This is a genomic window from Amycolatopsis coloradensis (assembly GCF_037997115.1).
Lineage (GTDB): Bacteria > Actinomycetota > Actinomycetes > Mycobacteriales > Pseudonocardiaceae > Amycolatopsis > Amycolatopsis coloradensis_A.
Map to the genome: position 1 here is coordinate 133774 of NZ_CP150484.1, position 23445 is coordinate 157218.

The 23445-nt window shown below is 68.7% G+C and carries 13 protein-coding genes and 1 tRNA gene; 10 read left to right on the plus strand and 4 right to left on the minus strand.

The genetic code is table 11. From position 1 onward, the window contains the following. Positions 1 to 129 precede the first annotated feature (129 nt). A complete protein-coding gene (locus LCL61_RS00465; protein ID WP_340685000.1) occupies positions 130 to 3306 on the minus strand; it encodes an AfsR/SARP family transcriptional regulator in 3177 nt (1058 codons plus the stop codon). Between the two features lie 100 nt (positions 3307 to 3406). Then, a complete protein-coding gene (locus tag LCL61_RS00470) occupies positions 3407 to 9217 on the minus strand; it encodes an RHS repeat-associated core domain-containing protein (RefSeq protein WP_340685001.1) in 5811 nt (1936 codons plus the stop codon). A 328-nt stretch (positions 9218 to 9545) separates the two neighbouring features. On the opposite strand from LCL61_RS00470, the gene LCL61_RS00475 reads away from it, so the two are divergent. Together LCL61_RS00475 and LCL61_RS00480 are read left to right on the plus strand one after the other, a co-directional pair. Next, the gene (locus tag LCL61_RS00475; RefSeq protein ID WP_340685002.1) at positions 9546 to 10511 is read left to right on the plus strand and encodes a hypothetical protein; all 966 of its coding nucleotides are present in this window, start codon (positions 9546 to 9548) and stop codon (positions 10509 to 10511) included. Positions 10512 to 10933: 422 nt separating this feature from the next. Further along, positions 10934 to 11485, plus strand: coding sequence for a YciI family protein (locus tag LCL61_RS00480; protein ID WP_340688452.1), 552 nt, complete (start codon positions 10934 to 10936; stop codon positions 11483 to 11485). Between the two features lie 269 nt (positions 11486 to 11754). Here LCL61_RS00480 and LCL61_RS00485 read toward each other — a convergent pair. After that, positions 11755 to 11827, minus strand: a tRNA-Ala gene (locus tag LCL61_RS00485). 269 nt (positions 11828 to 12096) lie between these two features. Here LCL61_RS00485 and LCL61_RS00490 point away from each other — a divergent pair. After that, a complete protein-coding gene (locus LCL61_RS00490; RefSeq protein WP_340685003.1) occupies positions 12097 to 14250 on the plus strand; it encodes an RICIN domain-containing protein in 2154 nt (717 codons plus the stop codon). Positions 14251 to 14355: 105 nt separating this feature from the next. Further along, positions 14356 to 14910 (plus strand): HdeD family acid-resistance protein, encoded by a 555-nt coding sequence (locus LCL61_RS00495; RefSeq protein ID WP_340685004.1) that lies wholly within the window; start codon positions 14356 to 14358, stop codon positions 14908 to 14910. Here LCL61_RS00495 and LCL61_RS00500 read toward each other — a convergent pair. After that, positions 14897 to 15622 (minus strand): hypothetical protein, encoded by a 726-nt coding sequence (locus tag LCL61_RS00500; protein WP_340685005.1) that lies wholly within the window; start codon positions 15620 to 15622, stop codon positions 14897 to 14899. The genes LCL61_RS00495 and LCL61_RS00500 overlap by 14 nt on opposite strands. Positions 15623 to 15647: 25 nt before the next feature. Between LCL61_RS00500 and LCL61_RS00505 the strand changes: the two genes are divergently transcribed. The 6 genes from LCL61_RS00505 (at position 15648) to LCL61_RS00530 (ending at position 23315) form a co-directional block, all read left to right on the plus strand. Continuing rightward, positions 15648 to 17303 (plus strand): FAD-dependent oxidoreductase, encoded by a 1656-nt coding sequence (locus tag LCL61_RS00505; protein WP_340685006.1) that lies wholly within the window; start codon positions 15648 to 15650, stop codon positions 17301 to 17303. Beyond that, the gene (locus LCL61_RS00510; RefSeq protein WP_340685007.1) at positions 17300 to 18721 is read left to right on the plus strand and encodes an ATP-binding protein; all 1422 of its coding nucleotides are present in this window, start codon (positions 17300 to 17302) and stop codon (positions 18719 to 18721) included. The genes LCL61_RS00505 and LCL61_RS00510 overlap by 4 nt, the downstream gene beginning before the upstream one ends. A gap of 139 nt (positions 18722 to 18860) precedes the next feature. Then, the gene (locus LCL61_RS00515) at positions 18861 to 19949 is read left to right on the plus strand and encodes a hypothetical protein (RefSeq protein WP_340685008.1); all 1089 of its coding nucleotides are present in this window, start codon (positions 18861 to 18863) and stop codon (positions 19947 to 19949) included. Next, entirely contained in the window at positions 19949 to 21103 is a 1155-nt protein-coding gene (locus LCL61_RS00520) for a toxic anion resistance protein (RefSeq protein ID WP_340685009.1), read from the plus strand. Before LCL61_RS00515 ends, LCL61_RS00520 begins: the two co-directional genes overlap by 1 nt. Beyond that, positions 21100 to 22722, plus strand: coding sequence for a VWA domain-containing protein (locus tag LCL61_RS00525; protein ID WP_340685010.1), 1623 nt, complete (start codon positions 21100 to 21102; stop codon positions 22720 to 22722). The genes LCL61_RS00520 and LCL61_RS00525 overlap by 4 nt, the downstream gene beginning before the upstream one ends. Next, on the plus strand, positions 22719 to 23315 hold the full coding sequence (locus LCL61_RS00530; RefSeq protein ID WP_340685011.1) for a hypothetical protein: 597 nt from the start codon (positions 22719 to 22721) through the stop codon (positions 23313 to 23315). Before LCL61_RS00525 ends, LCL61_RS00530 begins: the two co-directional genes overlap by 4 nt. Positions 23316 to 23445 lie beyond the last annotated feature (130 nt).

Genomic DNA, 23445 nt, shown 5'->3' on the forward strand with positions numbered 1-23445 from the left:
TCGACGAGGAAATCGCACGGGTCGTCCTTCCCTACCTTCAGAGTAGGCAAGGAGGCCTTCACGGACCTGCGACCAACTGCCGCCACATTCAGTAGGTACCTGAAACACCTTTGGTTCTGACGGCCTTTATCACTCGGACTCCGGAACGCCCAGCTCCCGGAGTATCGCCAGCGCGGACGTCCGGTTCTCCCGCGCCGCGGCCGCTTCTCCGTTGAAGTCGCGAATCCTTTCGGCGACCAGGAGGGCTCGGGCCTGGCTCAGGCGCTGGCCGTCTTCCTTCGCGATCTTCAGCGCGCGTTCGACCTGGCGGTTCGCCGCGTCGAGGTCGCCAAGGTCCAGCTGGGCGGCGGCCAATTCGGTCAGCGCCGCGCATTCGAGGACCCGCATTCCGGTCTCGTTCATCTTCGTCAGCGCGAGTTCCGCGTGCGCGACGGCGCCGGTGGGATCGCCGGTGGCACGATGCGCGGCGGCCAGGCCGATGAGAATCGACACCTCGCCGTAGCGGAAATTGATCGCCCGGGACAGACTCAGCGCCGCCGTGTAGCCTTCGATGCTTTCCGCGAGCCGCCCGCGGCGCCGGGCGGCGGTGGCGAGGATTTCCAGCGCGCCGGCTTCAAGGCGGCGTTCGCCGACCTCCTGGCCCTGTACCAGTGCCTCCCTGGCCACGTCGTCGGCTTCGGCGTACCGGCCGAGATCGCAAAGGGTTTCGGCCAGGCACACCAGTGCCGCGTTGCCGTAATGCCGCAGGCCCCATTGTTTACAGAGCCGGACGCTTTCCTCGTGGTATTCGGCGGCTTCGCGGAGCCGTCCGGCGGTCCAGTGGGCGAGGCCGAGCCCGTTCAGGGCGATCAGCGAGATGTGGTGGTTGTCGATTCGTGAGCTGAGTTCGACCGCTTTCGTGTGACAAGCGATCGCGGAGTCGATCCGCCCGAGGGACAGGAGGGCGACGCCGACGTAGTTGATCTCCCTGGCCTCGGTCCGCTCATCGCCGATCCGCCGTGCGACCGCGAGCGCGCGCTCGTGGTGGCGCTTCGCCTCGTGCGGCTTCCCGAGTTGCGCGTACACCCGGCCGAGGAAATGCCGGCATTCCACCTCCGCCACCTGGTCCTGGCCGCAGAGCGCCAGCGCGCCGGTGACCTGGACCACGGCGTCGTCGTAGTCGCTGACGTTGTAGGCGATCATCCCGCGCAAGGCGAGCGCCACAACCTTGGCCCGTGTGTCGGCGGCCGCGTCCGCCGCCTTGAGCGCGGCGTTCGCCAGCGCCACGCCGTCCGCGGCGTATCCGCAGCCGGAGAAATAGCCGCGCAGCGCGTCGGCCAGCTCCCGGCAGTAGCCGTGGAGCTCGGAAGAGATGGCCGCGCGCTCGGCGGCGGCGACCAGGTTCGGCCGCTCCTCGTCGAGCCAGCGCATCGCCGCTTCGTCGCCGTCGAACACGTCCCTGGCCACTGGATCCGTCGGCAGCAGCCTGCGGACCAGCGGAAACAGCCGTTCGTGAGCGGCGGCCGCCGTGCCGGCGTAGTGGTCGTACAACCGGATATCGGCCGCGGCCAGCTCGCCCGACGGCTCGTCGTCCCGGGCACACGCGGCCGCGAACTCCCGGAGCAGATCGTGGAACTGGTAGCGGTCGGCGCTGCGCCGGGACAGGAGATTGGCCGAGACCAGCCGGTCGAGCCACCGGCGTGTCCGTTCGGCCGGGCCGACGAGCGCGACGGCCGCCGCGAACGTGAAGGACGGGCCGGGTATCCGCCCGAGCAGCCGGAACGCCCGCCGGGCGGGTTCGTCCAGCGCCTGGTAGGAGAGCTGGAACGTGGCCTGTACCGCGATGTCCGGGTCGCCTTCGATGGCCAGTTCGGCGAGGCGGTCGGCTCGTAACGTCGCCACATAGCTCCCGACGGACGCGTGTTTCCCGCCGACCAGGTTCGCCGCCGCGATCCGCAGCGCCAGCGGCAGATGCCCGCAGAGATCGGCGAACTGGCCGACGGCTCCGGGCTCGGCGCCGACGACGTCCTCGCCGAGCAGCTGGGTGAGCAGCGCTCGCGTGTCCGGGGGTGTCAGCACGTCGAGGCTCAGCACCCGGGCGTCGTTGAGGACGGTCAGGCCACGCAGGTCGCCACGGCTGGTCACCAGCGCGACGCAACCCGAGTTCGGCGGCAGCAGCGGGCGGACGTGATCGGCGTCGGCGGCGTTGTCGAGCACCACGAGAACCCGGCGTCCGGCAAGCAGCGACCGGTAGAGCACGACCTGTTCGTCGAGCGTCACCGGCACCTGCCCGCCCGACACACCGAGGCCGCGCAGGCAAAGCGTGAGGGCCTGGGTCTTCGACACCGGGGAGGTCGACGCGTAACCGCGCAGATCGACGAACAGCTGACCGTCGGGAAACCGGTCGCGGACGCGGTGAGCCCACTGGACGGCCAGCGCGGTCTTGCCGATGCCGCCGGGACCGACGATCGCCATGGTCCGGTGCGCCGAAGCCAGGAACCCGTCCAACGTCTCCAGGTCCGACGTCCGCCCGGAGAAAGTGGGCAGGTCGGCCGGTAGCTGGCAGCCCGCCGGGGGAGTGGCGGGCAGGTCGTCCGGCTGGGTGAGGACCTCCTGATGGGCCGCGCGCAGCTGCATGCCCGGCTCGACGCCCAGCTCGTCGGTGAGCATCCGGTGCACGGTCCGGTAGGTCTCCAGCGCGTCCGCTCTCCGCCCCGATCGGTGCAGTGCGAGGATCAGCAGCGCCCACATTGGTTCCCGCCAGGGATTCTCGCGGGTGAGGGCGCCGAGATCGGCGATGATCTCGACGTGTTTGCCCAGTTCGAGGCTGACTTCGAGATAACGCTCGCGAGCCCGCAGCCGTTCCTGGCCGAGCTGGACGGCCGCTTCGCGCTGAAACGACTCGGCCGGCACGTCCGACAGCGCGTCGCCACGCCAGCAGGCCAGCGCCTCGGCCAGGAGCTCCCGTTCCCTTTCGGGTTCCGCGGTCTTCGCCCGGCCGACGAGCTGCCGGAACCGGAGCAGGTCAAGCCGCGCCGGTTCGAGGCGCATCAGGTAGCCGTCGGGGCGGGTTTCGATCATGGCGTTGTCGCCGAGCACCCGGCGCAGGCGCAACGCGTGGAGCTGGGCGGCCTTGCGTGCCGTCGGAGGCTGGTGTTCGCCCCAGAGATCCTCGGCGAGCTCGTCCAAGGACACGGTGGCGTTCGCCCGGAGCAGCAGCGCCGCGAGGACGACACGCAGCTTCGGTCCGCCGACCGCCACCGGCAGACCGTCGCGTGTCACCTCGAGCGGGCCGAGGATTCCGAAACCGAGACCGGATCCTTCCACTGTTTCTCCCCTTCCACGGGCACATCACTCATGGATCGAGAATGTGCCCGTGGTCGGAAGAGTACGTCCGGATCGCCCGGGATGGGAGGTTCGCCGGTTGTCAGCCGGTGCAGCGGTAGTCGGGCGCGGACCGCAGCCAGGAACATTCGAACCCGGCGGTGAGTGACCAACCGATCTTTTTGCCTTTCCAGTTCATATCCAACTGGGGCGCGTTACGGCGATTCCATTCGAGCGCGGCCGCGCCACCTCCGAATGTGTACTTGTCCGTCATCTTCGCCCAGGTCCGGTCGGCCCCTTGGGGACAGTCCTCGGTCATCCCGAAGCAGATCCATTGCTTCCGGTCGTCCCAGGTGTAGTCCTCGACGCTGCGCGACACCGATCCGTCGACGACCAGGAGGCTGCCCTCCACGAACAGCGCCGGTCCGGCCGCTTCGCCCATGGATTTCTGATCGACCGCGTACTTGAGCGAGTTCGAAATCGCGACACCCGTGGTGAAGCCGAAGCCGATCTTCCAGCCGTCCGTGATGTCGCCACTGGAGTCGATGCAGGTCTCGACACCGAGGACGATGCCCTCACCGGCGGATCCGGACACGCAAGAGAACAGCAGTCCTCCACCCGGGGTGTACGGCGGCGGCGCGATGCCCGTCTTCTCGGACGCCTCCTTGACTCGCTGCTTCCTGATGTCCTCCTTAACGATGGCCCTGGTGACGTTGTTCTCGCGCCACGCGTTGGCGGCCATGCATTCGAGGTTGCCCGCCGCGACCGCTTTGGGCGGACTCCCGCCACAGACCGTGTCGATCACGTACGACTCGATGGGGATCTGCCAGAACGTGACGTCCTCCTGGTCCTTGCGGGACACCACTCCCGACTTGTACGGCGTCGTCCGCCGAGCCGGTGCGGGCGCTCCCCACGGAGTGACGGGCTGCGCCTGCGCGGGCGGCGCGGGCGTGGACTTCGCCGGTGCTCGCGACCCGCTCTTACCGTTCCGGCAGTCGCCGTCGGGGCAGGACAGCAGACCGGACGGGTCACTCCTCGTGATCGGGCTGTTGTTGCTGTAGGCGTACCCGTTGAGCTGCTGCGGGTCCCCCGCGTCCAGCACGGGGTCGACCGAGATGAACCGGCCGGTGTCCGGGTCGTACTCCCGGGCGCCGAGGTGGGTCAGGCCGGTACTCGCGTCCTTGGTCCCGCCGACGAACCCGCGTTCCCCCGGGAAGGCCGACGCCTCGCCACGCGGGCCGCCGAACGGCAGCTGACGTCGGTTGGTGACCGCCAGCGTGCCGGAGTCCACCGCCGTCCGCGCGGTGCTCTGGTGATCCGATGCCAGCCACGTCAGTGCTCCGCGACCCTGGCGCATCGCGATCGCCTGGCCGCCGTGGCCGTAGTACCGGGTGACCGTCGGGTTGCCACCCGACGCCGAGAGCCGCAGTTCCTGATTGCCCAGGTACAACGTCGTTCCGGTCGGGTCGCGTCGGATCAGCCTGTCGCCGGACGGGCCGTACACGAACGAGGTCGCCTTGTCTCCCTTCGCCACCGACGCGAGCTTGCCCGTCTCATTCCACTTGAACGTCTCCGCGACGTCACCTGACGTCCGCGAAGCGAGTTGACCGGCGGCGTCGTAGGCGTACGAGGTGACACCGCCTGGCCCGGTCACCGAGCCGAGGGCGTGGGCGTGTCCGGGAACCTGACCGGTGTAGGTCCGGACGACGTCGCCCGCGGCGGCGTGCTGTGTCTCCGTTGCCCGGTTGCCGGCCTTGTCGTAGGTGAACGACTGCCAGTACGGCGCCGGGCCCCGCAGACTCGCCACGGACGGATCGGCGTCGCATGCCGAAGCGGGCGTCCACGCCTCCGTGAGCCGCTGGAGGCCGTCCATGCGGAAACACTGGACATCGCCGTTGAACTTGTCCGCGATCGACGTGATGGAACCGGCCGGGTCGTAGCCGTAGTGCAGGTCGGACAGCATCGGCGACGGCGTTTCGGCGTCCACGACGGACCGGGTCAGCCGCCGGTCGCTGTCGTCGTAGTACCGCGACAACCAGACCCGCTTCGTCCCGCTCCCCAGGGTGACCCGCTGCACCTCGCTGTAGCGGGTGAAGTCGGTCGCCGACACCAGTTCGACGGTCGAGCCTTCGTAACCGCCCCAGCTGGTGGCCAACGGCCCGAGTTCGTGATATCCGAAGCTGACGGTCTCCGCGGGCAGCTCACCGGCCGCCGGGTACGACTGGCTGGACAGGCCCCCGTCCGGGTTGTACCCGGTGTAGGAGTCGTACGTTCCCGCGAGCAGGCCTTCCTCGGCCGGGATGATCACGGACGTCCCGGTGGGCCGGTAGGCGGGATCGTAGCTGAGCACCTTCGAGGTGTACGCCCTTCCGTCCACGAACGAGGTCGACGACGCGGGTTTTCCCTTGCCCTTCGTCACCGTGTCGTACGTCCATTCCGTCAGCTTCTTCCCGCCGACGGAGCCCGAGAACTTCGCCGTCGGGCGGCCGAGGGCGTCGTAGCTGTAGGCCAGCACCTCACCCCGCGCGTCCCGCGCGGTGAGGATCTGCCCGGCGTCGTCGTAGGTCTTCGTGATCGTGCCGCTGTCCGGATCCTCACTGGTGGTCTGACGGCCGAGGAAGTCGTACCCGAATCGCCAGACCGCGCCCGAAGGGTCGGTCATCGTCGCGGTCCGGCCCGCCTTGTCGTAGGTGTACCGGGTCGAGTCGTACCCGCCTTGCCCGTCGTGCTGGCGCAGCTCGACCGCCTGGCCGCGCGCGTTCGTGTAGGTCGAGGTCGGCGTGCCCCCGGCGGGCGGGGTGACGTCCACGTGGTCGCCGAAGTACGCGGTGGTGGTCCGCCGCTTTTCGAACGCGCCCGCGAAGTAGATCGACGCGTCGGCACGTCCGGCCCCGTCGAAGTGCGACCGGGTGTGTCCCGGGACGTCCACATCGGACGCCACCCACAAGGCGTCGTCGACTGGTTTGTCGTTGTAGTACGGCTGGGTGGTCTTCCACGCCCGGCCCTGCGAGTCGTGCCGCGTGTCGGTGAGCAGCCGGCCGCCGCCGATCGCGGGCAGCTGCACCTGCCGCGCGCGCAGCAGCCCGTCGTAGATCGTGGTCCAGGAATGCTCGGCGCCGGTCGGGCCGATCCTGGTCGAGGTGACCACGGTCGGTTTGTCCCCGCGTACCAGGTACGCGGTCCGGACGGCCGGTACCTCGGGGTGAGCCGCCTTGGTCCAGGTCGGCGTCCACACCGCGACCGGGCGGCCGAGCGGGTCGTACTGGGTCTCCTTCTTTCTCGAGTTCGGGTCACTGATCAGGGTCGCGACACCCCAGGCCGGATCGAACGTCGTGGTCGTCACCAGCCCGCCCGGGACGGCGGTCGTGCCGGGACCGGTGACCACGGTCTTGGTGACCGGGCCGCCCAGCGCCGGGGTGTAAGCCGTCGTCGTGGTGCGGCCGAGCGCGTCCGTGGTCGATGCGACGCGGCCGTGCACGTCGTAGGTCGTCGTCCCGATCGTGAAGTACACCGGATCGGCCGCCGGACGCTCCTTCGCGATCTCCGTCTTCACCGCGTTGCCGAACGGGTCGAACGTCGTCTTGGTGTCCGACAACGCGTCCCGCGGGTACTCCACGGTCGCTCCACAGTGGACGGAATCCGACCAGGTGTGGCCTGCCAGGTTCATCAGCCAGGCGTTGTCCTTGCGCGTGTACTCGGTATGCGTGCACCGGTCGTCGTCGGCCGTGCCGACATCGCCGAGGTCGTTCACCTTGGTCGGGAGACCCAGTTCGTCGTAGGTGGTCTCGGTGCGCGTCTGCCGCCATCCGGTGCCTACCGCCGTGTACGCGCGCTCGACGCCGGTGCGCACGAGGTACGCCTTGTACGAGCCGCGTGTCGCCGTCGGGCCCTGTACCGAAGGCTCGGTGATCGTTTTGCTCACCCTAGGCGGATCCGGCTGGTTCGAAGGACCTTCCCGCTCGAACGTCGCGGTCTCGAATTCGGAGCCCGCCAGCCAGTCGGAGTCGGCGCGCACGCCACCTTCGGTGTCGGACACCGAGACCTGCCGCTTGCCGGAAGGCAGGTGATCGCCGTCCATGCCGCGGTGGAACCGCTGCTCGGTCATGGTGATCGGACCCGCCGGATCGTCCGCCGTGCCCGCCCGCACGCGGACCCGGCCGAACCCGCGGAACTCGTTCCAGGTCCGCTTGTCGTCCTTGGTGAACTCCGAGGTGTCCCAGTGCCAGGCCGCGCCGTCGAGGTACTCGTACCGTGTGGTCTCTTCGGGGAAGGTCGAGGTCGGCTGGCCGTCCACCTGCAGCCGGTCCGTCCGTGTCACCGAGGAGACCACGTACTTGTGGAAGTAGTCGGTCCGCTCGGCCATGTACTTCTTCGCCCAGCGCACCGGGAAGCACCGCTTGTCGTTGGTTTCCGGATTCGCGGGAAGGTTGTCGGACCTGCACTCCGACTCGTACCTGATCGAGGTGACCCCGCCGGTCTCGGACACGATCCCGCTGACCCGGTAGCGGATCAGCTCCGACACGCCGTCCCCCGGCTTCTCGACCCGGTTGTACAGCGGGGTGCCGTGGAACGTCACCGACGGCATCTCCGCGGTTCCGCCCGCCAGGCCGATGTGCTTGATGCCCTTGAGCCACAGCGCGGCCTTCTCGCCGTCACCGGGGTCGGGGTACTGCTGGTCCAGTTCCCAGCGGTCGACGTCGCCGAAGTCGTTGCCACGCCACACCTTCGTGGTCACCGACGCCAGCCGCTGCGTGGTCCAGAACGTCGGCGAGTGCGCGTCCGGGCAGGTGGCCTTGTCGCATTTGGCCTCCCACGGCACATCCGGCCAGTTGCCGGGCGCTTCCGGACGGCAGTCGCTGCCCGGCACGCACCGGTTCGCCGTCGTGAAGACGACTCGTCCGGACGGCTGGGTGACACCGTCGCGCAGGCCGTAGTCGATGTGGTCGAGGTGCCCGCCGCGGGTGTAGGAGACCGCGGCGTCCTTGCCGTTGAAGCCGTAGGAGTTCGACTCGGTGGTGTAGTGGAACCGCATCTCGTTGCCGTTGCGGTCCACCACGCGGTCCAGGTTCCACCGCCATGGCTGCGCGCACGACGAGGCGTCGAAGGTCGCGCCGTGGCAGGGCTCGCCGGAGTCGTCGCCGAACACCGGCACCGTCCAGGTCGATTCCTTGCCGGTGCCGAAGAAGTACTGCGTCCCGTCGACGGTCGTGATCTTCCAGTGCTCACCGTCGTTGTCGCCGTTGTCCGCGCCGGTGAACCGCTCGATCCGCGAGCCGTCGTCGGAGCGCGGCCGCCACTTCCCGGTCGCGTCGTCACGGATCAGCGTTCCGCCGGCGCCGCCGTAGGACGCGGTGGCGTTGTCGCTGCGCCAGCACAGGTCCGCCGCCTGCGGCTTCGCGTCGCCCTCGGTGTCGGCCGAACAACCCCCGTACATGCGCTCGATGAATCCCGAGGACAACGACCAGCCGTCACCGACCCACGACGGCTGGTTGTTGGTCACCGTCGTCCGGCCGTCCACGGCGGACGATCGGTAGGACAGCGCGAGACCCGGCGTCAGCCCGCCCGCCGCGGGCGGCACCCGCAGCGGGTATGACCAGGTGAAGTCGCCGGTCTGCGGCGAAACCGACCAGTTCGCCGACGGCGACAGTGGCGTCGCCGTCGCCGTTCCCGCGCCTTCCTGCGCGGGTTTGAGGGCCTGGTTGCCGGTCAGCGCGTTCGCCGAGGCGTGGTCGGTGCCGATGGTCCGCCACGACGGGCTCGTCACCGGTACGGAAGGGACGTTCGTGAGATTCGTCGACGGTCCGGCGGCCGATGCGGCGGGCGCGGCCATGGCCAGCAACAGGGACGCGCCCAGTTGCGCGGCGACCGCGAGGGTCAGGCAACGTCTCGTTCTCGAGCGCATCCGTTCACGCATCGTCGTTCCTCCCGTGTCCCCCAGTGGACAGATAGGCGGAATCGTGCGTAGCCCCGGCTTCAATCCGGTTTCAGCGGGGCTTCGCGGGAAACCAGGCGAACCAGGTGGTGAGCGATTCGCCGATTCCGGCTGTTCGGCAGCCGAAAATATCCGACGGTTCGCCGACCGTTCCCGACTCCTGCCGATAGTCCTCTGTGGACATACCTGCCGGATGTCGTCATCCGGCGAGGGGCAGCATCCCCCGCACACTCGTCGGTGGCCAAGGCAACCAAAGCGGCCAGTCGTGCGTGATCTCGTAGACAGCTTCCCGCGTTCCAAGGGGTATTCCATGCGTAAGGCCGTACTAAGCGCCGTACTCGGCGCGGCGCTCGCGTTCGCCGTCACCACCGCCCTTCCCATCACCGCGGCCGCCACCCCCTCGGTGGCGCCCTGCACCTGGGTCGCCTCCGACCTGCCCGTCCCCGTCGGAGCCAACGGTGGCTCGGTGGCCGTCGCCGGACCGAACGGGTACCTCGCCGGGTCGGTGTGGAAGGAGAACAAACGCGTGAACGTGCTGTGGCACAACCGCGAGGTCGTCGAAATGCCGCAGCCGCCGAACGGCGCCACGCTCCAGTTCTCCGCCATCAGTGGCCGCGGCGAGGTCGTGGGGTATCAGTCCTCGAGCGACGTCAGCGCGGGATTCCGTTACCACGAAGGCGTTTACGAGACCCTGCCGAGCCCGCCCGGGGTGAGGGCCACTGCCACCGCCATCAACGAGTCCGGTGACATCGTGGGGTACATCGGTGATGGACGAGTGCCCTACCAGGTCATCCTCTGGCCGGCGAACACTCCCGGCAGTTACCGGATCATCGCCGACGGCAAAGCGGTCGGTATCGACAACGCGGGCCGGGTGGTGACCGAGCCCGGGCTGGTGTGGTCGCCCGACGGTTCGACCCGGCAGCTGGCCGGGTACGGCGATCTCGTCATCCAGCGATACCAGGGCGAGCGGATCGTCGGCCTGTCATGGACCCAGGGTGAGCAGCTCATCGAGTGGGACGTGAACACCGGTGCCGTCCTGGGCAAGACACCGGGGACCGTCGCGATGGGCATCAACGCGAACGGCCTGCTCGCAGCGTGGTATTTCAACGACGCCGGCTCGCACACGCTCGGCATCTGGCGGAATCGAACCTTCACCGGCGACTTCGCCCCGGCCAGCAGGATCTCCGCGGTCACCGACGACGACCAGCTCGCCGGATCGCACGGCCCGGCGTCCCCCTGGGTGCCCGCTACGTGGAGCTGCGTTTCCGCGCCATGACCGGCGTTTCGGATCGAATCGACGTCGGCGACGGTACGGTCGTCGACGTCGAGTTCGGTGAAGATCCGCGGTAGGTGGTCCGCCCGCTGCTGGGTCCCCGTTCGGGGTCCATGGCTGGAGCGGTCGATGTGCCCCAGATGACCGGGGAGCGACGAGCGACTGCAACGGCAGGATGGAGCACACTACTTCAGAAACGCCCCAGGGATGAGAGATCTGGAATAGCCGAGGGCAGTACCGCAGAGGATCGCGAGACGTCGTGGCTGGAGAGCATTGAGATGTGAGGACCTGGGCGCGGTGACGGCGTAGGACGGCGAACTCGCCGAGCGACCCGACGAACACACCCCGGCATCAGCCGTCTCGCTCCAAGCGGCATCCGATCAATTACGGGGCGGGGTGGTGCAGGGTGGGTGGACACTGTGGGCATGGAGTTCTTCTGCTACCACCGTGATCGGCCCGGCTCCATGGCGCTGCGCAAAGAGCTGCTGGAAGAGCACTGGTCCTACATGGACCGGTACGCGACGGAGATGATCGCCCGCGGGCCGACCCTCGCTAGCGACGGCGACACGCCCACCGGCAGCGTGCACATCCTCGACCTGCCAGATCCCGCCGCCGCCCGCGCGTTCGCCTTCGACGAGCCCAACTACCAGGCCGGCGTTTACCGAGACGTGCTGCTGCGCCGATGGCACAACACGCTGGGGCGCACCATGTGGGATTTCCCCGGTGGCCGCACCGGTGGCAACCGGTATCTGGTGCTCGGCCTCGGCACGGGACGGGCAGCCGACCTCGCCCTGCCGCCCGATCGAAACGAGCTGATCGCGTATGGGCCGCTGATGTCCGACAACGACACAAGGTGGTTGGGCACAGCCGCGTTGGTCCGGGCACCGGACCCGGACACCGCACGCGCCGTCCTCACCCCTGACCGGTACGCCGACATCGAGGTCCACAACTGGCAGTTCGGCGGACGGCCGTCATGAACCGAGATCACCCGCGTGCCCTTTTGATCCGAGGGAATCTGCAGCTCGTCGGTGTGGATGGACTTGCGTCGGTACGGGGCCAAGGCCAGGACCATCTGGTCGGTTACATGGCTGAAGCAGGCGATGTGACCCCATTTGGCGGAGGTGAGACGGCGTGCTCCAGATTTGCTCCGGTAACTGAAGTTGGCCGCGCCGATTCTCAAGCCAAGGTGCAACGAAAAAACCGCCCTACCTCGGCGGATCTGCCAGGTGGGCGGTGTTTCGTGTTGTGGAGCTAAGGGGACTCGAACCCCTGACCCCCTCACTGCCAGTGAGGTGCGCTACCAGCTGCGCCATAGCCCCGGAGCGGATTTGTTCTCCGCATCTCGTGTGTCCATACATTACACCGCCCGCGGAGGCGGTTCACGCGGGGGTCACTCTATGCGGCCACGGGTGCCGCAAACCTCCGTGACCTGCATCTTCGCGACTTATTTTTAGCCGTGTATTGACTCCGCGTGTGACCGCCGTTACGTTTTCGACCATCGTGACGCCGAGGTCCCCGCCCGCTACGCCGCGTCTCCACTGGGCTCCGCCTCAGCTCGCCCTGCCCGAATGACGCGGAGGAGATCCTGATGAGGGCCAGAGCAGCCCTGATAGCCCTGTTTTCCCTGTTCGGAGCGCTGTTGGTGGTGGCTCCGGCAGCGCAGGCGGCCATCGTTCCCGACACCTGGTACACCGTGTCGACCACCGGTGGGAAGTGCGTGGACGCGCGTGCCGCCGGCACAGCGAACGGGACGGTCGTCCAGCAGTACGCCTGCAACCAGACCTTTTCCCAGCAGTGGCAGTTCGAGCCCACCTCGGACGGCTACTACCGGGTCAACACACGCAACGCCCCGGCGCAGGTGTGGGACGTCGCCGAGGTGTCGACGGCCGACGGCGGGCTGATCCACCTGTGGGCCTACGGCGGCGGGAACAACCAGCAGTGGCAGCCGGTCGAGGAATCGGGTGGGGCGTATCACTTCGTGAGCCGCAACAGTGGCAAGTGCCTGGACATCCCCGGCCTGTCGACCCAGGACAGCACCCAGCTTCAGCAGTACGCCTGCAACGGCACCGGCGCCCAGTCGTTCCGGCTCACCCCGGTCTCCGGCACCGCGAATCCCGACCTCGGGCCGAACGTGCTCGTCTTCGATCCGGGGATGTCGCAGTCGGCGATCCAGTCGCAAGTGAACAGCGTGTTCTCACAGCAGGAGACCAGCCAGTTCGGCTCGAACCGGAAGGCGTTGCTGTTCAAGCCCGGCTCGTACAACGTCGACGTGAACGTCGGGTTCTACACGCAGGTGCTGGGGCTCGGCCTGTCTCCCGACAACGTGACGATCAACGGCGCGGTGCACGCGGAGGCCGACTGGTTCCAGGGCAACGCGACGCAGAACTTCTGGCGTGGCGCGGAAAACCTGTCCGTCAATCCGGCCGGTGGCACCGATCGGTGGGCCGTTTCGCAAGCCGCGCCGTACCGCCGCATGCATGTCCGCGGCAATCTGCAGCTCGATGACGGCGGCTGGTCCAGCGGCGGCTGGATGTCCGACGTGAAGGTCGACGGCCAGGTGCGGTCCGGCTCGCAGCAGCAGTGGATCTCGCGCAACTCGCAGTTCGGGAGCTGGAGCGGCTCCAACTGGAACATGGTGTTCGCGGGAGTCGGCGGTGCGCCGTCGACGAGCTTCCCCAATCCGCCGTACACCACGGTGAACACGACGCCGGTCGTGCGGGAGAAGCCGTTCCTCTACGTCGACGCCGCGGGCGCGTACCAGGTCTTCGTGCCTTCCAAGCGGACCAACGCCTCCGGCATCACGTGGGGCGCCGGTCAGCAGGGCTCTTCGCTGCCGATCAGCCGGTTCTTCATCGCCAAGCCCGGCACGACGGCGTCGCAGCTCAACGCGGCACTCGCCGAAGGCAAGGATCTCCTGATCACGCCGGGCGTCTACCACCTCAACGAGACGCTGCGCGTCACCCGGCCTGACACGGTCGTGCTCGGCCTCGGCCTGGCGACGCTGATCCCGGACAACGGCATCACCGCGATGACGGTGGCCGACGTCGACGGCGTCAAGATCGCCGGCGTGCTGATCGACGCGGGCACCACGAACTCGAACATGCTGATGGAGGTCGGCCCGGCGAATTCCGCGCAGGACCACGCGGCCAACCCGACTTCGCTGCACGACGTGTTCTTCCGCATCGGCGGGGCGGGCGTCGGCAAGGCCACGAACAGCCTGGTGGTCAACAGCGACGACGTCATCGGCGACCACCTGTGGATCTGGCGCGCCGACCACGGCAGCGGGGTCGGATGGAACACCAACACCGCCGACACCGGCCTGATCGTCAACGGTGACGACGTCACGATGTACGGCCTGTTCGTCGAGCATTACCAGAAGTACCAGACGATCTGGAACGGCGAACGCGGCCGGACGTACTTCTACCAGAACGAAATGCCTTACGACCCACCGAATCAGGCCGCCTGGATGAACGGCTCGACGCGGGGTTACGCGGCCTACAAGGTGGCGAACTCGGTGACGAACCACGAGGCCTACGGGCTCGGCAGCTACTGCTTCTTCAACGTGAATCCGAGTGTGGTGGCGGATCGCGCGATCGAGGTGCCGAACAACGCGAACGTGCGGTTCCGCAGCATGGTCGCCGTCTCCCTCGGCGGGAACGGGACCATCGCGCGGGTCATCAACGACCGCGGTGGACCGGCCAATTCGGGATCGAACGTGGCCAACCTGGTCGCTTATCCCTGATGACCCCGGTGCGCGCCGTGATGGCGGTCGCGGCGCGCACCGGACCTTTCACCCCTACGGGTGGCGTGCCGCGCGTAAGCCCACCGGCGCTCCGATACTCGGGGCATGCCTCTCGTCGGTCTCACCGTCGTCGAACCCCGCCTGGCCTGGCCGCTCGCCGCCGTGCGCGGGGTTTTCGCCATCCTCTTCGGCGTTCTCGCGTTGATCTGGCCGGGAACGACCGTCCTCGCCCTCGCGATCCTCTACGGCATCTACGCGATATTCGACGGCATCGGCGGCATCATGCAGGCCTTCCGGCCGGGCGATGCCGCTCATCGCGCCGCCTACGGAGTGCTCGGCGCGTTCGGGATCATCGCCGGTGTCCTGGTCCTGATCTGGCCGGGGATCACCGTGCTGGTGCTGGCCCTTCTGGTCGGCTTCTGGGCGATCTTCACCGGTATCGTCGAGATCGTCGCGGCGATCCGGCTGCGCAAGCAGATCGAGGGCGAGGCGTTCCTCATCGCGGCGGGCGCGCTCTCCCTGATCGCGGGCATCGTGATCGTGTTCAACCCGATCGCCGGCGCGTACGGGATCGCCCTCCTGGTCGGGATCTACGCCCTGCTGTACGGCGTGATGCTGCTCGTGCTGGCCTTCCGGCTGCGGAAACTCACCCGAGCCTGAAAGCCCGCCGCGTGTGGACCCGGGCTCCGGCGCGGCGAAGATTCGACAGGCTCGGCGAACCTCCCACCGCGGTCGCGACGGCGAACCGGTGACCTTCGCGAGCGGCCGCCGCCAGGCCGTGGAGGAGCAGCCGTGCTTGTGCGCCTTTGCCGCGATGCGCCCGTGGAGTGGCGGACCCGCCGAGGACGACGCCCGGACCGTGCGCACTCAGGGCCGCGGCGGAGATCGGCACCCCGTCCTCGACCAGCAGCGACCGCCTGATTCGCGGGTCGGCGTGTTCGGCGGCCATGAACGCCGTCACGACGTCGTCGCTTTCGTACCCGCCGAGCAGGACGCGAAGGAAAGTATCGAGGTCGGGTGAGTCGTCGACGTCCGCGTCCGGCGGCGCGAATTCTGCGAGCGGAAGAGTCGCGATCGGACGGACGCCGGCGGGTACGAGACCGGTGACGGGGAGCAGGCCCGGCGGCAGCACCAGCGTCGGCGGGGCGCCGTTCCAGCACGACGCCCCGGCCAACCGGACGGCCCGCGGCAGGTTCTCCTCGGTGATCCCGGAGATCGTGCGCAGGAACCGCAAGTCCGGCGCCGTGGCCAGGACCGCCAGCAGGCCGTCTTCACGCCAAGCCTCGAAACGGCCGGGAAGCCCCGCCGCGGTGGCCGCCTCGCACGCGACGGCGGCACGGGCGTGAATCACTTCTTCGGCTTCGGTCAGCATGGATCGAACGTAATAGGCTGATCCGGTGAGCCAGCCGATCCTGTTGACCGTCGACGACGATCCCGCCGTGTCCCGTTCGGTCGCCCGTGACCTGCGCAGAAGGTACGGAAAGGACTACCGGATCATCCGGGCCGATTCCGGTGCCGACGCCCTCGAAGCGTTGCGCGAGATCAAGCTGCGCGGCGACGCCGTGGCCGCGATCCTCGCCGACTACCGGATGCCGCAGATGGACGGCATCGTCTTCCTCGAGAAGGCGATGGACCTGTTCCCGAACGCGCGCCGCGCGCTGCTGACCGCCTACGCCGACACCGACGCCGCGATCCAGGCGATCAACGTCGTGGACGTCGACCATTACCTGCTCAAGCCGTGGGACCCGCCGGAGGAGAAGCTCTATCCGGTCGTCGACGCGCTGGTGGAGACCTGGCGCGCGGTGGGGGAGCGGCCGGTCGACGAGATCAAGCTCATCGGCCACCGGTACTCCTCGCCGTCGTTCCACCTGCGCGACTTCCTGGCGCGCAACGCCGTGCCGTACCGCTGGTACTCCGTCGACGACGACGAGGGCCGCCGGATCCTCGACGCGGCCGACGCGGCGCCGCAGGACATCCCGGTGCTGGTCACCCCAGACGGCACGGTGCTGCGCCAGCCGTCCGGGCCGGAGCTCGCCGACGCCGTCGGCCTGTCCACGCGCCCGGCGCAGGAGTTCTACGACCTGATCGTGATCGGCGGCGGGCCCGCGGGCCTCGGGGCGGCCGTGTACGGCGCGTCGGAGGGCCTGCGGACCGTCATCGTCGAGCGCAAGGCGACCGGCGGACAGGCCGGCACCAGCTCCCGCATCGAGAACTACCTCGGCTTCCCGGACGGCGTTTCCGGCGCGCAGCTCACCGACCGCGCGCGGCGGCAGGCGCTCAAGTTCGGCGCCGAAGTGCTCACCGCCCGCGACGTCGTGGGCCTGGAGGCCCGCGGTTCCGCGCGCGTGGTCATGTTCGGCGACGGCACCGAGATCTCGGCGCATTCCGTGGTGCTGGCCAGCGGCGTCACCTACCGGGCGCTGGAGGCTCCCGGCGTCGCCGAACTCGCCGGCCGCGGTGTGTACTACGGCTCGGCCGCGACCGAGGCGCCCGAGTGCAAGGGCGAGCACGTCTACATCGTCGGCGGCGCGAACTCGGCGGGGCAGGCGGCCGTGTTCTTCTCCAAGCACGCCGCCGACGTCACCATCCTCGTCCGCGGCCAGTCGCTCGAAGCGTCCATGTCGCACTACTTGATCGAGCAGATCGCAGGGATCGGGAACATCCACGTCCGCACCCGGACCACGGTGGTCGAGGCGCACGGCGACGATCACCTCGAACGGCTGACCCTGTGCGAGAACGGCGGCGCGACCGAGACCGTGCCCACCGGGCACCTGTTCATCTTCATCGGAGCGGCCCCGCGTACCGACTGGCTCGGCACGGAGATCCAGCGTGACGACCACGGTTTCGTGCGCACCGGCCCCGATCTGCTCACCGAGGGCGGCCCGCCGCCGGGCTGGCCGTTGGACCGCGACCCGCACTACCTGGAGTCGTCCATCCCGGGCGTGTTCGTGGCGGGTGACGTCCGGGCGGCGTCGGTGAAGCGCGTCGCGTCGGCCGTCGGCGAAGGTGCCATGGCGGTCACCCTGGTCCACCGTTATCTGGAGGAGCAATGAGCGTTCTGCCCAGGGAGGAACTGCGCGGGCTCTTCCTCTTCGAGCACCTCAGCGAGGAACAGCTCGACTGGATCGACGAGCACGCCGTGCTGGAGCACTACACCGGCGGCGAGACGGTCATCCGCGAAGGTGAACCGGCCACCTGCTTCTATCTCCTGCTCTCGGGCGCGCTGCGGATGACGCGGCTCGTCGGCGGTACCGAGGTCGAGACGATCCGGTCCGATCAGCGCGGCGCCTACTGCGGTGCGACGCAGTTCTTCGTGCACCAGGAGACCGAGCACACCTACGGCGCTTCGGTGCACGCGGTCAGCGACCTCACCTTCCTGACCCTGCCCGCGGCCGAATTCGCCACCGAGTTCCGCCGCTGGTTCCCGATGGCGACGCATCTGCTGGAGGGCATGTACCTCGGCTGGCGCAACAGCGACACCGTCATCGGTTCGCGACGGCGGCTGCTGGCGCTCGGCGAACTGTCCGCCGGGCTGACCCACGAACTCAACAATCCGGCGGCCGCCGCCGTCCGCGCGACGGCGTCGCTGCGGGAGCGGGTCGCCGGGATGCGGCACAAGCTGGCGATGCTGGCGAAGAAGAACGTCGACCCGACGCTGCTGGAGCAGTTGCTCGACATCCAGGAACAGCTGGTCAAACAAGTCGCGTCGGCGCCGAAGCTGACCGCGATGCGGCAGGCCGACCGCGAGGACGAGATCGGCGACTGGTTCGACGACCACGGCATCGACCAGGGCTGGGATCTCGCCGACATCTACGTCCGCGCCGGGCTGACGGTGCCGGATCTCGACCGGCTGCTCGACTCGGTCGGGGAGACCTTCCTCGACGGCGCCGTCCGCTGGCTCGCGTACGCGCTCGAGACCGAGATGCTGATGGGCGAGATCGAGGATTCGACCACCCGGATCTCGGTGCTGGTCGGCAAGGCCAAGCAGTACTCGCAGATGGACCGCGCTCCGCACCAGTGGATCGACGTCCACGAAGGCCTCGACTCGACCCTCGTGATGCTGGCGGGCAAGATCGCGCCGGGGATCCGCGTCGTGAAGGAGTACGACCACGCGGTGCCGAGGATCCCGGCGTACGCGGGCGAGCTGAACCAGGTGTGGACGAACATCATCGACAACGCGCTCGGCGCCATGGGGGCAGAGGGCACGCTGACCCTGCGGACGTCCAGAGTGGACGATCACGCGCACGTCGAGATCGGCGACACCGGGCCCGGGATCCCGGCGGAGGTGCGGCAGCGGATCTTCGAGCCGTTCTTCACCACGAAACCGGTGGGGCAGGGGACCGGCCTCGGCCTGGACATCTCCTGGCGCATCGTCGTCGAACGGCATCAGGGCGACCTGCGGGTCGACTCGCGGCCGGGTGACACGCGCTTCACCGTGTGCCTGCCGGTCTCGGAGCAGTCCGTGATCTGATTTCCCTTCCATCCCAACGGTTCGCCAGAAACTACCGACGGCTTCCGTTCATCGATCGTTCACTTCGAAATGGCTCGCCCGCGCGTCAAAAGAGTCGAACGGGCTGAAAGATCGAGCCTGTGAACGAGGGGGTGGGCCGGTGAAACGCCGTCTGTCGATCGGCCTGGCAGTGGTGCTGCTGCTGGCCGTGGTCGCCGTGATCGTCTGGGGCCGGGACGGTGATGACAACACCGCGCGGGGTGCGGATCTCACCACGGTGCGTGGGGTCATCGGTTCGGAGAAGCTGGCCTTCTTCTCCGACAAGCGGGTGGCGGACGCGTTCGCCAAGCACGGGCTGAAGGTCGAGGTCGACTCCGCGGGCTCGCGGCAGATCGCGAGTATGGACCTCGGGAAGTACGAGTTCGCGTTCCCGTCCTCGTCGCCGGCCGCGCAGCGGATCCAGCGCGACCACAAGGTGACCGGCGTGCACACGCCGTTCCAGTCGCCGATGGCCGTCGCGACCTTCGAGCCGATCGTGAACCTCCTGAGCGCCAACGGGATCGTGCGCAAGGGCGCCGGCGAGTACCAGGTGCTCGACATCGCGAAGTACCTCGAAGCCGCGCAAAAGGGCACGCGCTGGGACCAGCTTCCCGGCAACACCGCGTTCCCCGCTCGCAAGAACGTGCTGGTCACGACCACGGACCCGCGCGAATCGAACTCGGCGGCGATGTACCTGTCGATCGTTTCCTTCGTCGCCAACGGGAACAACGTGGTCAGCACGCCGGAAGCCGAGGCGAAGGTGCTGCCCGCGGTGTCGAAGTTGTTCATCGACCAGGGCTACACGCAGAACAGCACCGAAGGCCCGTTCGAGGACTACCTCGCGGCGGGGATGGGCAAAACGCCGATGGCGCTGATCTACGAGTCGCAGTTCGTCGACAGGCTGGTGCGCGCCGACGGTTCGATCCGGCCGGACATGCGCCTGCTCTACACGGCGCCGACGGTGTATTCCAAGCACACGCTGGTCCCGTTGAAGCCGAACGGCGACCAGGTGGGCAGTCTGCTGGCGACCGACCCGGAACTGGGGAAACTCGCCGCCACCTTCGGCTTCCGCACCGGGGATCCGCGCTTGTTCGCCGACGTCGTCGCCGCGGCCAAGGCGCCGGTGCCCGCGGATCTGGTGGACGCCGTCGAGCCGCCGTCGTACGAAACGCTGGAGCGTCTGCTCGACGCGGTGAAGAAGCAGTACTGATGGACGATTTCACGCTCACTCCACCCGAACCGGTGGAGGCGATCCCGGCCGAGCGGGCGGCGGGCCTGGTCACCCTCGCACCGGATGTCCACGCCGAAGTCACGAAGCGCGCGGAGGGGTTCGCCCGGCGGCTCGAAGCGCTCGACGTCCGGTCGCCGGACTTCACGCGCGTCCTGGACGAACTGCTCGCGGTCGGCGAGTCCGACATGCGGGCGGCCGCGACCGTCGCCGGCGCGCTGCTGGACCGCTCGACGCGGGCGCTGGCGGAAATCGGCTCACCGCAACAGCAGGCAGCGGTCAGCTTGGCCGGGCTCCGGCGGACAGTGGCGGAGATCGATCCGGCGAAACTGCCGATCACCGGCCGCAAACTGATGGGGATGATCCCGGTCGCGGGCAGCGCGAAGAAGGCGCTGGACCGCTACCGCGCCGCCAACGAGCCGGTGAACGCGCTGGTACTGGAGCTGCGTGCGCGGCAGGACGTCCTGCGGCGGGACAACGCCGCGCTCAAGGGCGAGCGCGAGCGGTTGTGGGCGACGCTCGGCAAGCTGTCGGAAGCGGCCGCGTTCGCCGAAGCCGTCGACACCGCGGTCGAACGCCAGGCCGGGATCTTCGACTTCACCGACCCCGCGCGAGCCAAGTCGCTGCGGGCCGACGCGCTGCATCCGATCCGGCAGCGGCACCAGGACCTGCTGACCCAGCTCGCGGTCAGCGCGCAGGGCTATCTGGCGCTGGATCTGGTGCGGCGCAACAACGACGAGCTGATCCGCGGGATCGAGCGGGCGGTGTCGACCACGGTCGCGGCGCTACGGGTCGCGCTGCTGGTGAGCGGGGCACTCGCCGGTCAGCGGGACGTCCTCGACGAGGTCCAGGCCGTGCAGGCCACCACCGACGGGCTGCTCAGGGCCAACGCGGAGATGCTGGAACTGCGCAGCACCGAGATCCAGCGAGCGGGCAGTGATCCCGCGGCGGCGGTGGAGACGATCCGCGAGTCGTTCGAGCGGATTTACCGGAGCATCGACGCGATCGACGAGTTCAAGGCGGGGGCCGTCTCGACGATGGCGGCGACCGTGGAGGCGCTGTCGGGGGAGATCCGGCGAGCCGAAGACCATTTGCGCCGCTCTCACGAGACGGCGACGGCCGAGGGGGCATCGTGAAACGCTGGGCTGTGCTCACGGCGGCGGCGATCTGCGCGCTGTCACTGGTTTCCTGCGATTCGAGCGAAGGCGGGACGGGACTGGGGGAGGCCGAAGCCGGCACCTTGCGGGTGCTCGCGGGCAGCGAACTGGCCGACCTGCAGCCGCTGCTGGAGCAGGAGGCGGCGGCGACCGGCGTCAAGGTCAAATTCCAGTTCACCGGCACGCTGGAAGGCACCGAGTCGCTGGCGAACGGCAAGGCGGACGGCCAGTACGACGCCGTCTGGTTCTCCTCGAACCGCTATCCGGCGGCGGTTCCGGAGGCCGCGAAACGGCTGGGCGAGCAGGTGAAGATCATGAGCTCGCCGGTGGTGCTCGGGCTGTCCGCGTCGTCGGCGCAACGGCTCGGCTGGACCGGCCGGCCGGTGGGCTGGGGCGAGATCGCCGAACAGGCCGGGAAGAAGGCGTTCACCTACGGCATGACCGACCCGTCCGCGTCGAACTCCGGTTTCTCGGCGCTCGTCGGGGTGGCGTCGGCGCTCGCGGGGGCGGGCAACGCGATCGACGCGCGGCAGATCGCTTCCGTCACACCGAAACTGACCGAGTTCTTCAGCGCGCAGGCGATGTCCGCGGGCTCGTCCGGCTGGCTTTCCGAGGCCTACCAACGACGGGCGACCGGCCAGGATCCCGGCAAGAAGGTCGACGGCCTGATCAACTACGAGTCCGTCCTGCTCTCGATGAACGCGAGCGGGAAGCTTCCCGAACCCCTGACGCTGGTGTACCCGTCCGACGGCGTGGTCACCGCGGACTACCCGCTGACGTTGGTGCAGAGCGCGAATCCCGACGCGCGGGACGCGCACCGCAAGCTGGCCGAGCGGCTGCGGACGCCGGACACCCAGCGCAAGATCATGGAGACCACGCAGCGCCGTCCGGTCGTGCCGGGTGTCCAGCTGGGACAGCAGTTCGCCCAGAAGGATCTCGTCGAGCTGCCGTTCCCGGCGACGCAGCAGGCGGTCGACGCGTTGCTGGGCGCCTACTTCGACAAGATCCGGCGGCCGTCGCGGACGCTGTACGTGCTCGACACCTCCGGCTCCATGGCGGGCGACCGGATCGAATCACTGCGCGCCGCGCTGATCGGGCTGACCGGCGCCGACGGTTCGCTGACCGGGCGGTACCGCCGGTTCCGCAGCCGTGAAGAGGTCACGATGCTGGCCTTCGACACCGTGCCCGGCAGCCCGGAGACGTTCACCGTCCCGGAAGGCGACCCACAACCCGCGCTGGACAAGATCAAGCGGTACGCCGAGGGCCTCGACGCGAACGGCGGTACGGCGATCTACGACAGCCTTCAGCGCGCGTACGACATCATGGGTCCTTTGGTCGCGCGCGACCCCGATAGGTTCACCTCGATCGTGCTGATGACCGACGGGCAGAACGCGAACGGCGCCAAGTTCTCGGACTTCCAGCTGAGGTTCCCGTCGCTGCCGGAGGCCGTGCGGCAGATCCCGGTGTTCACCGTGATCTTCGGCGAAGGTGACTCCGCCGAACTCGGCGAGGTCGCGAAACGCACCGGCGGCAACGTGTTCGACGCGCGAGGCGACGTCCTGCCCAAGGTGTTCCAGGAAATCCGCGGGTACCAGTGATCGGGTACCTCGGCTCCACGAAGAACCTCGCCGGCTGCGTCGGCGGGCTGATCGGGCTCGCGCTGTACCTGACCGGCGTCGTCGGCGGATTGTGGCCGCTCGTCGTCGCGGGGCTGTACGCGGTGTTCGCCCTGCTCGCGCCGCCCGAGCGGGTCCGGCTGGTCTCGGCGGACGCCGTCGCCGAGGCCGGGCAGCTGCGCGCTGATCTCGACTCGCTGGTGGGCAAGGTGACCGCGCGGGCGCAACGGATGCCGGAGTCCTCTGTGGACGGTGTGCGGCGGATCGCGGAAGTGCTCGACGACCTGCTTTCGCGGCCGGAGCGGTGGGCGGCCAACCCGGACGTCCAGCACGCCGTCACCCGGTTGGCGCGAACCGATCTGCCGCTGTCGGTGGAGACCTACCTGAATCTGCCGTGGTGGTTCGCCGCCAAACGCCGGGCAGGCGGTGAGCCGAGCGCGTCCGATGAACTCCTCACGCAACTGGAGCTGCTGGAGACCGAAGCGCACCGCATCGCGGAGCGGTTCTACGAGGGCGACGTCCATCAGCAGACCGACCACACGCGCTATCTGCGCGAGCGCGGCGAATCCGTTTGAGAGTCCCGATCATCGGAAACCAAAAACAGGTCTGCCGGTCGTTCTGCATGGGCAAGGCGGTTTTCCCGTGGTGCACTGGTGAAGCCGATCCGTTCGTGGTCGGTTTCCTTTGTCCCCAGGGAGTTCAGAC

Excerpts from the sequence above, each read along its gene's own strand:
- LCL61_RS00490 (WP_340685003.1), top strand. The coding sequence starts at position 12,097 with ATGAGGGCCAGAGCAGCCCTGATAGCCCTGTTTTCCCTGTTCGGAGCG.
- LCL61_RS00480 (WP_340688452.1), top strand. The coding sequence starts at position 10,934 with ATGGAGTTCTTCTGCTACCACCGTGATCGGCCCGGCTCCATGGCGCTG.
- LCL61_RS00475 (WP_340685002.1), top strand. The coding sequence starts at position 9,546 with ATGCGTAAGGCCGTACTAAGCGCCGTACTCGGCGCGGCGCTCGCGTTC.
- LCL61_RS00495 (WP_340685004.1), top strand. The coding sequence starts at position 14,356 with ATGCCTCTCGTCGGTCTCACCGTCGTCGAACCCCGCCTGGCCTGGCCG.
- LCL61_RS00500 (WP_340685005.1), bottom strand. The coding sequence starts at position 15,622 with ATGCTGACCGAAGCCGAAGAAGTGATTCACGCCCGTGCCGCCGTCGCG.
- LCL61_RS00510 (WP_340685007.1), top strand. The coding sequence starts at position 17,300 with ATGAGCGTTCTGCCCAGGGAGGAACTGCGCGGGCTCTTCCTCTTCGAG.
- LCL61_RS00470 (WP_340685001.1), bottom strand. The coding sequence starts at position 9,217 with ATGCGTGAACGGATGCGCTCGAGAACGAGACGTTGCCTGACCCTCGCG.
- LCL61_RS00520 (WP_340685009.1), top strand. The coding sequence starts at position 19,949 with ATGGACGATTTCACGCTCACTCCACCCGAACCGGTGGAGGCGATCCCG.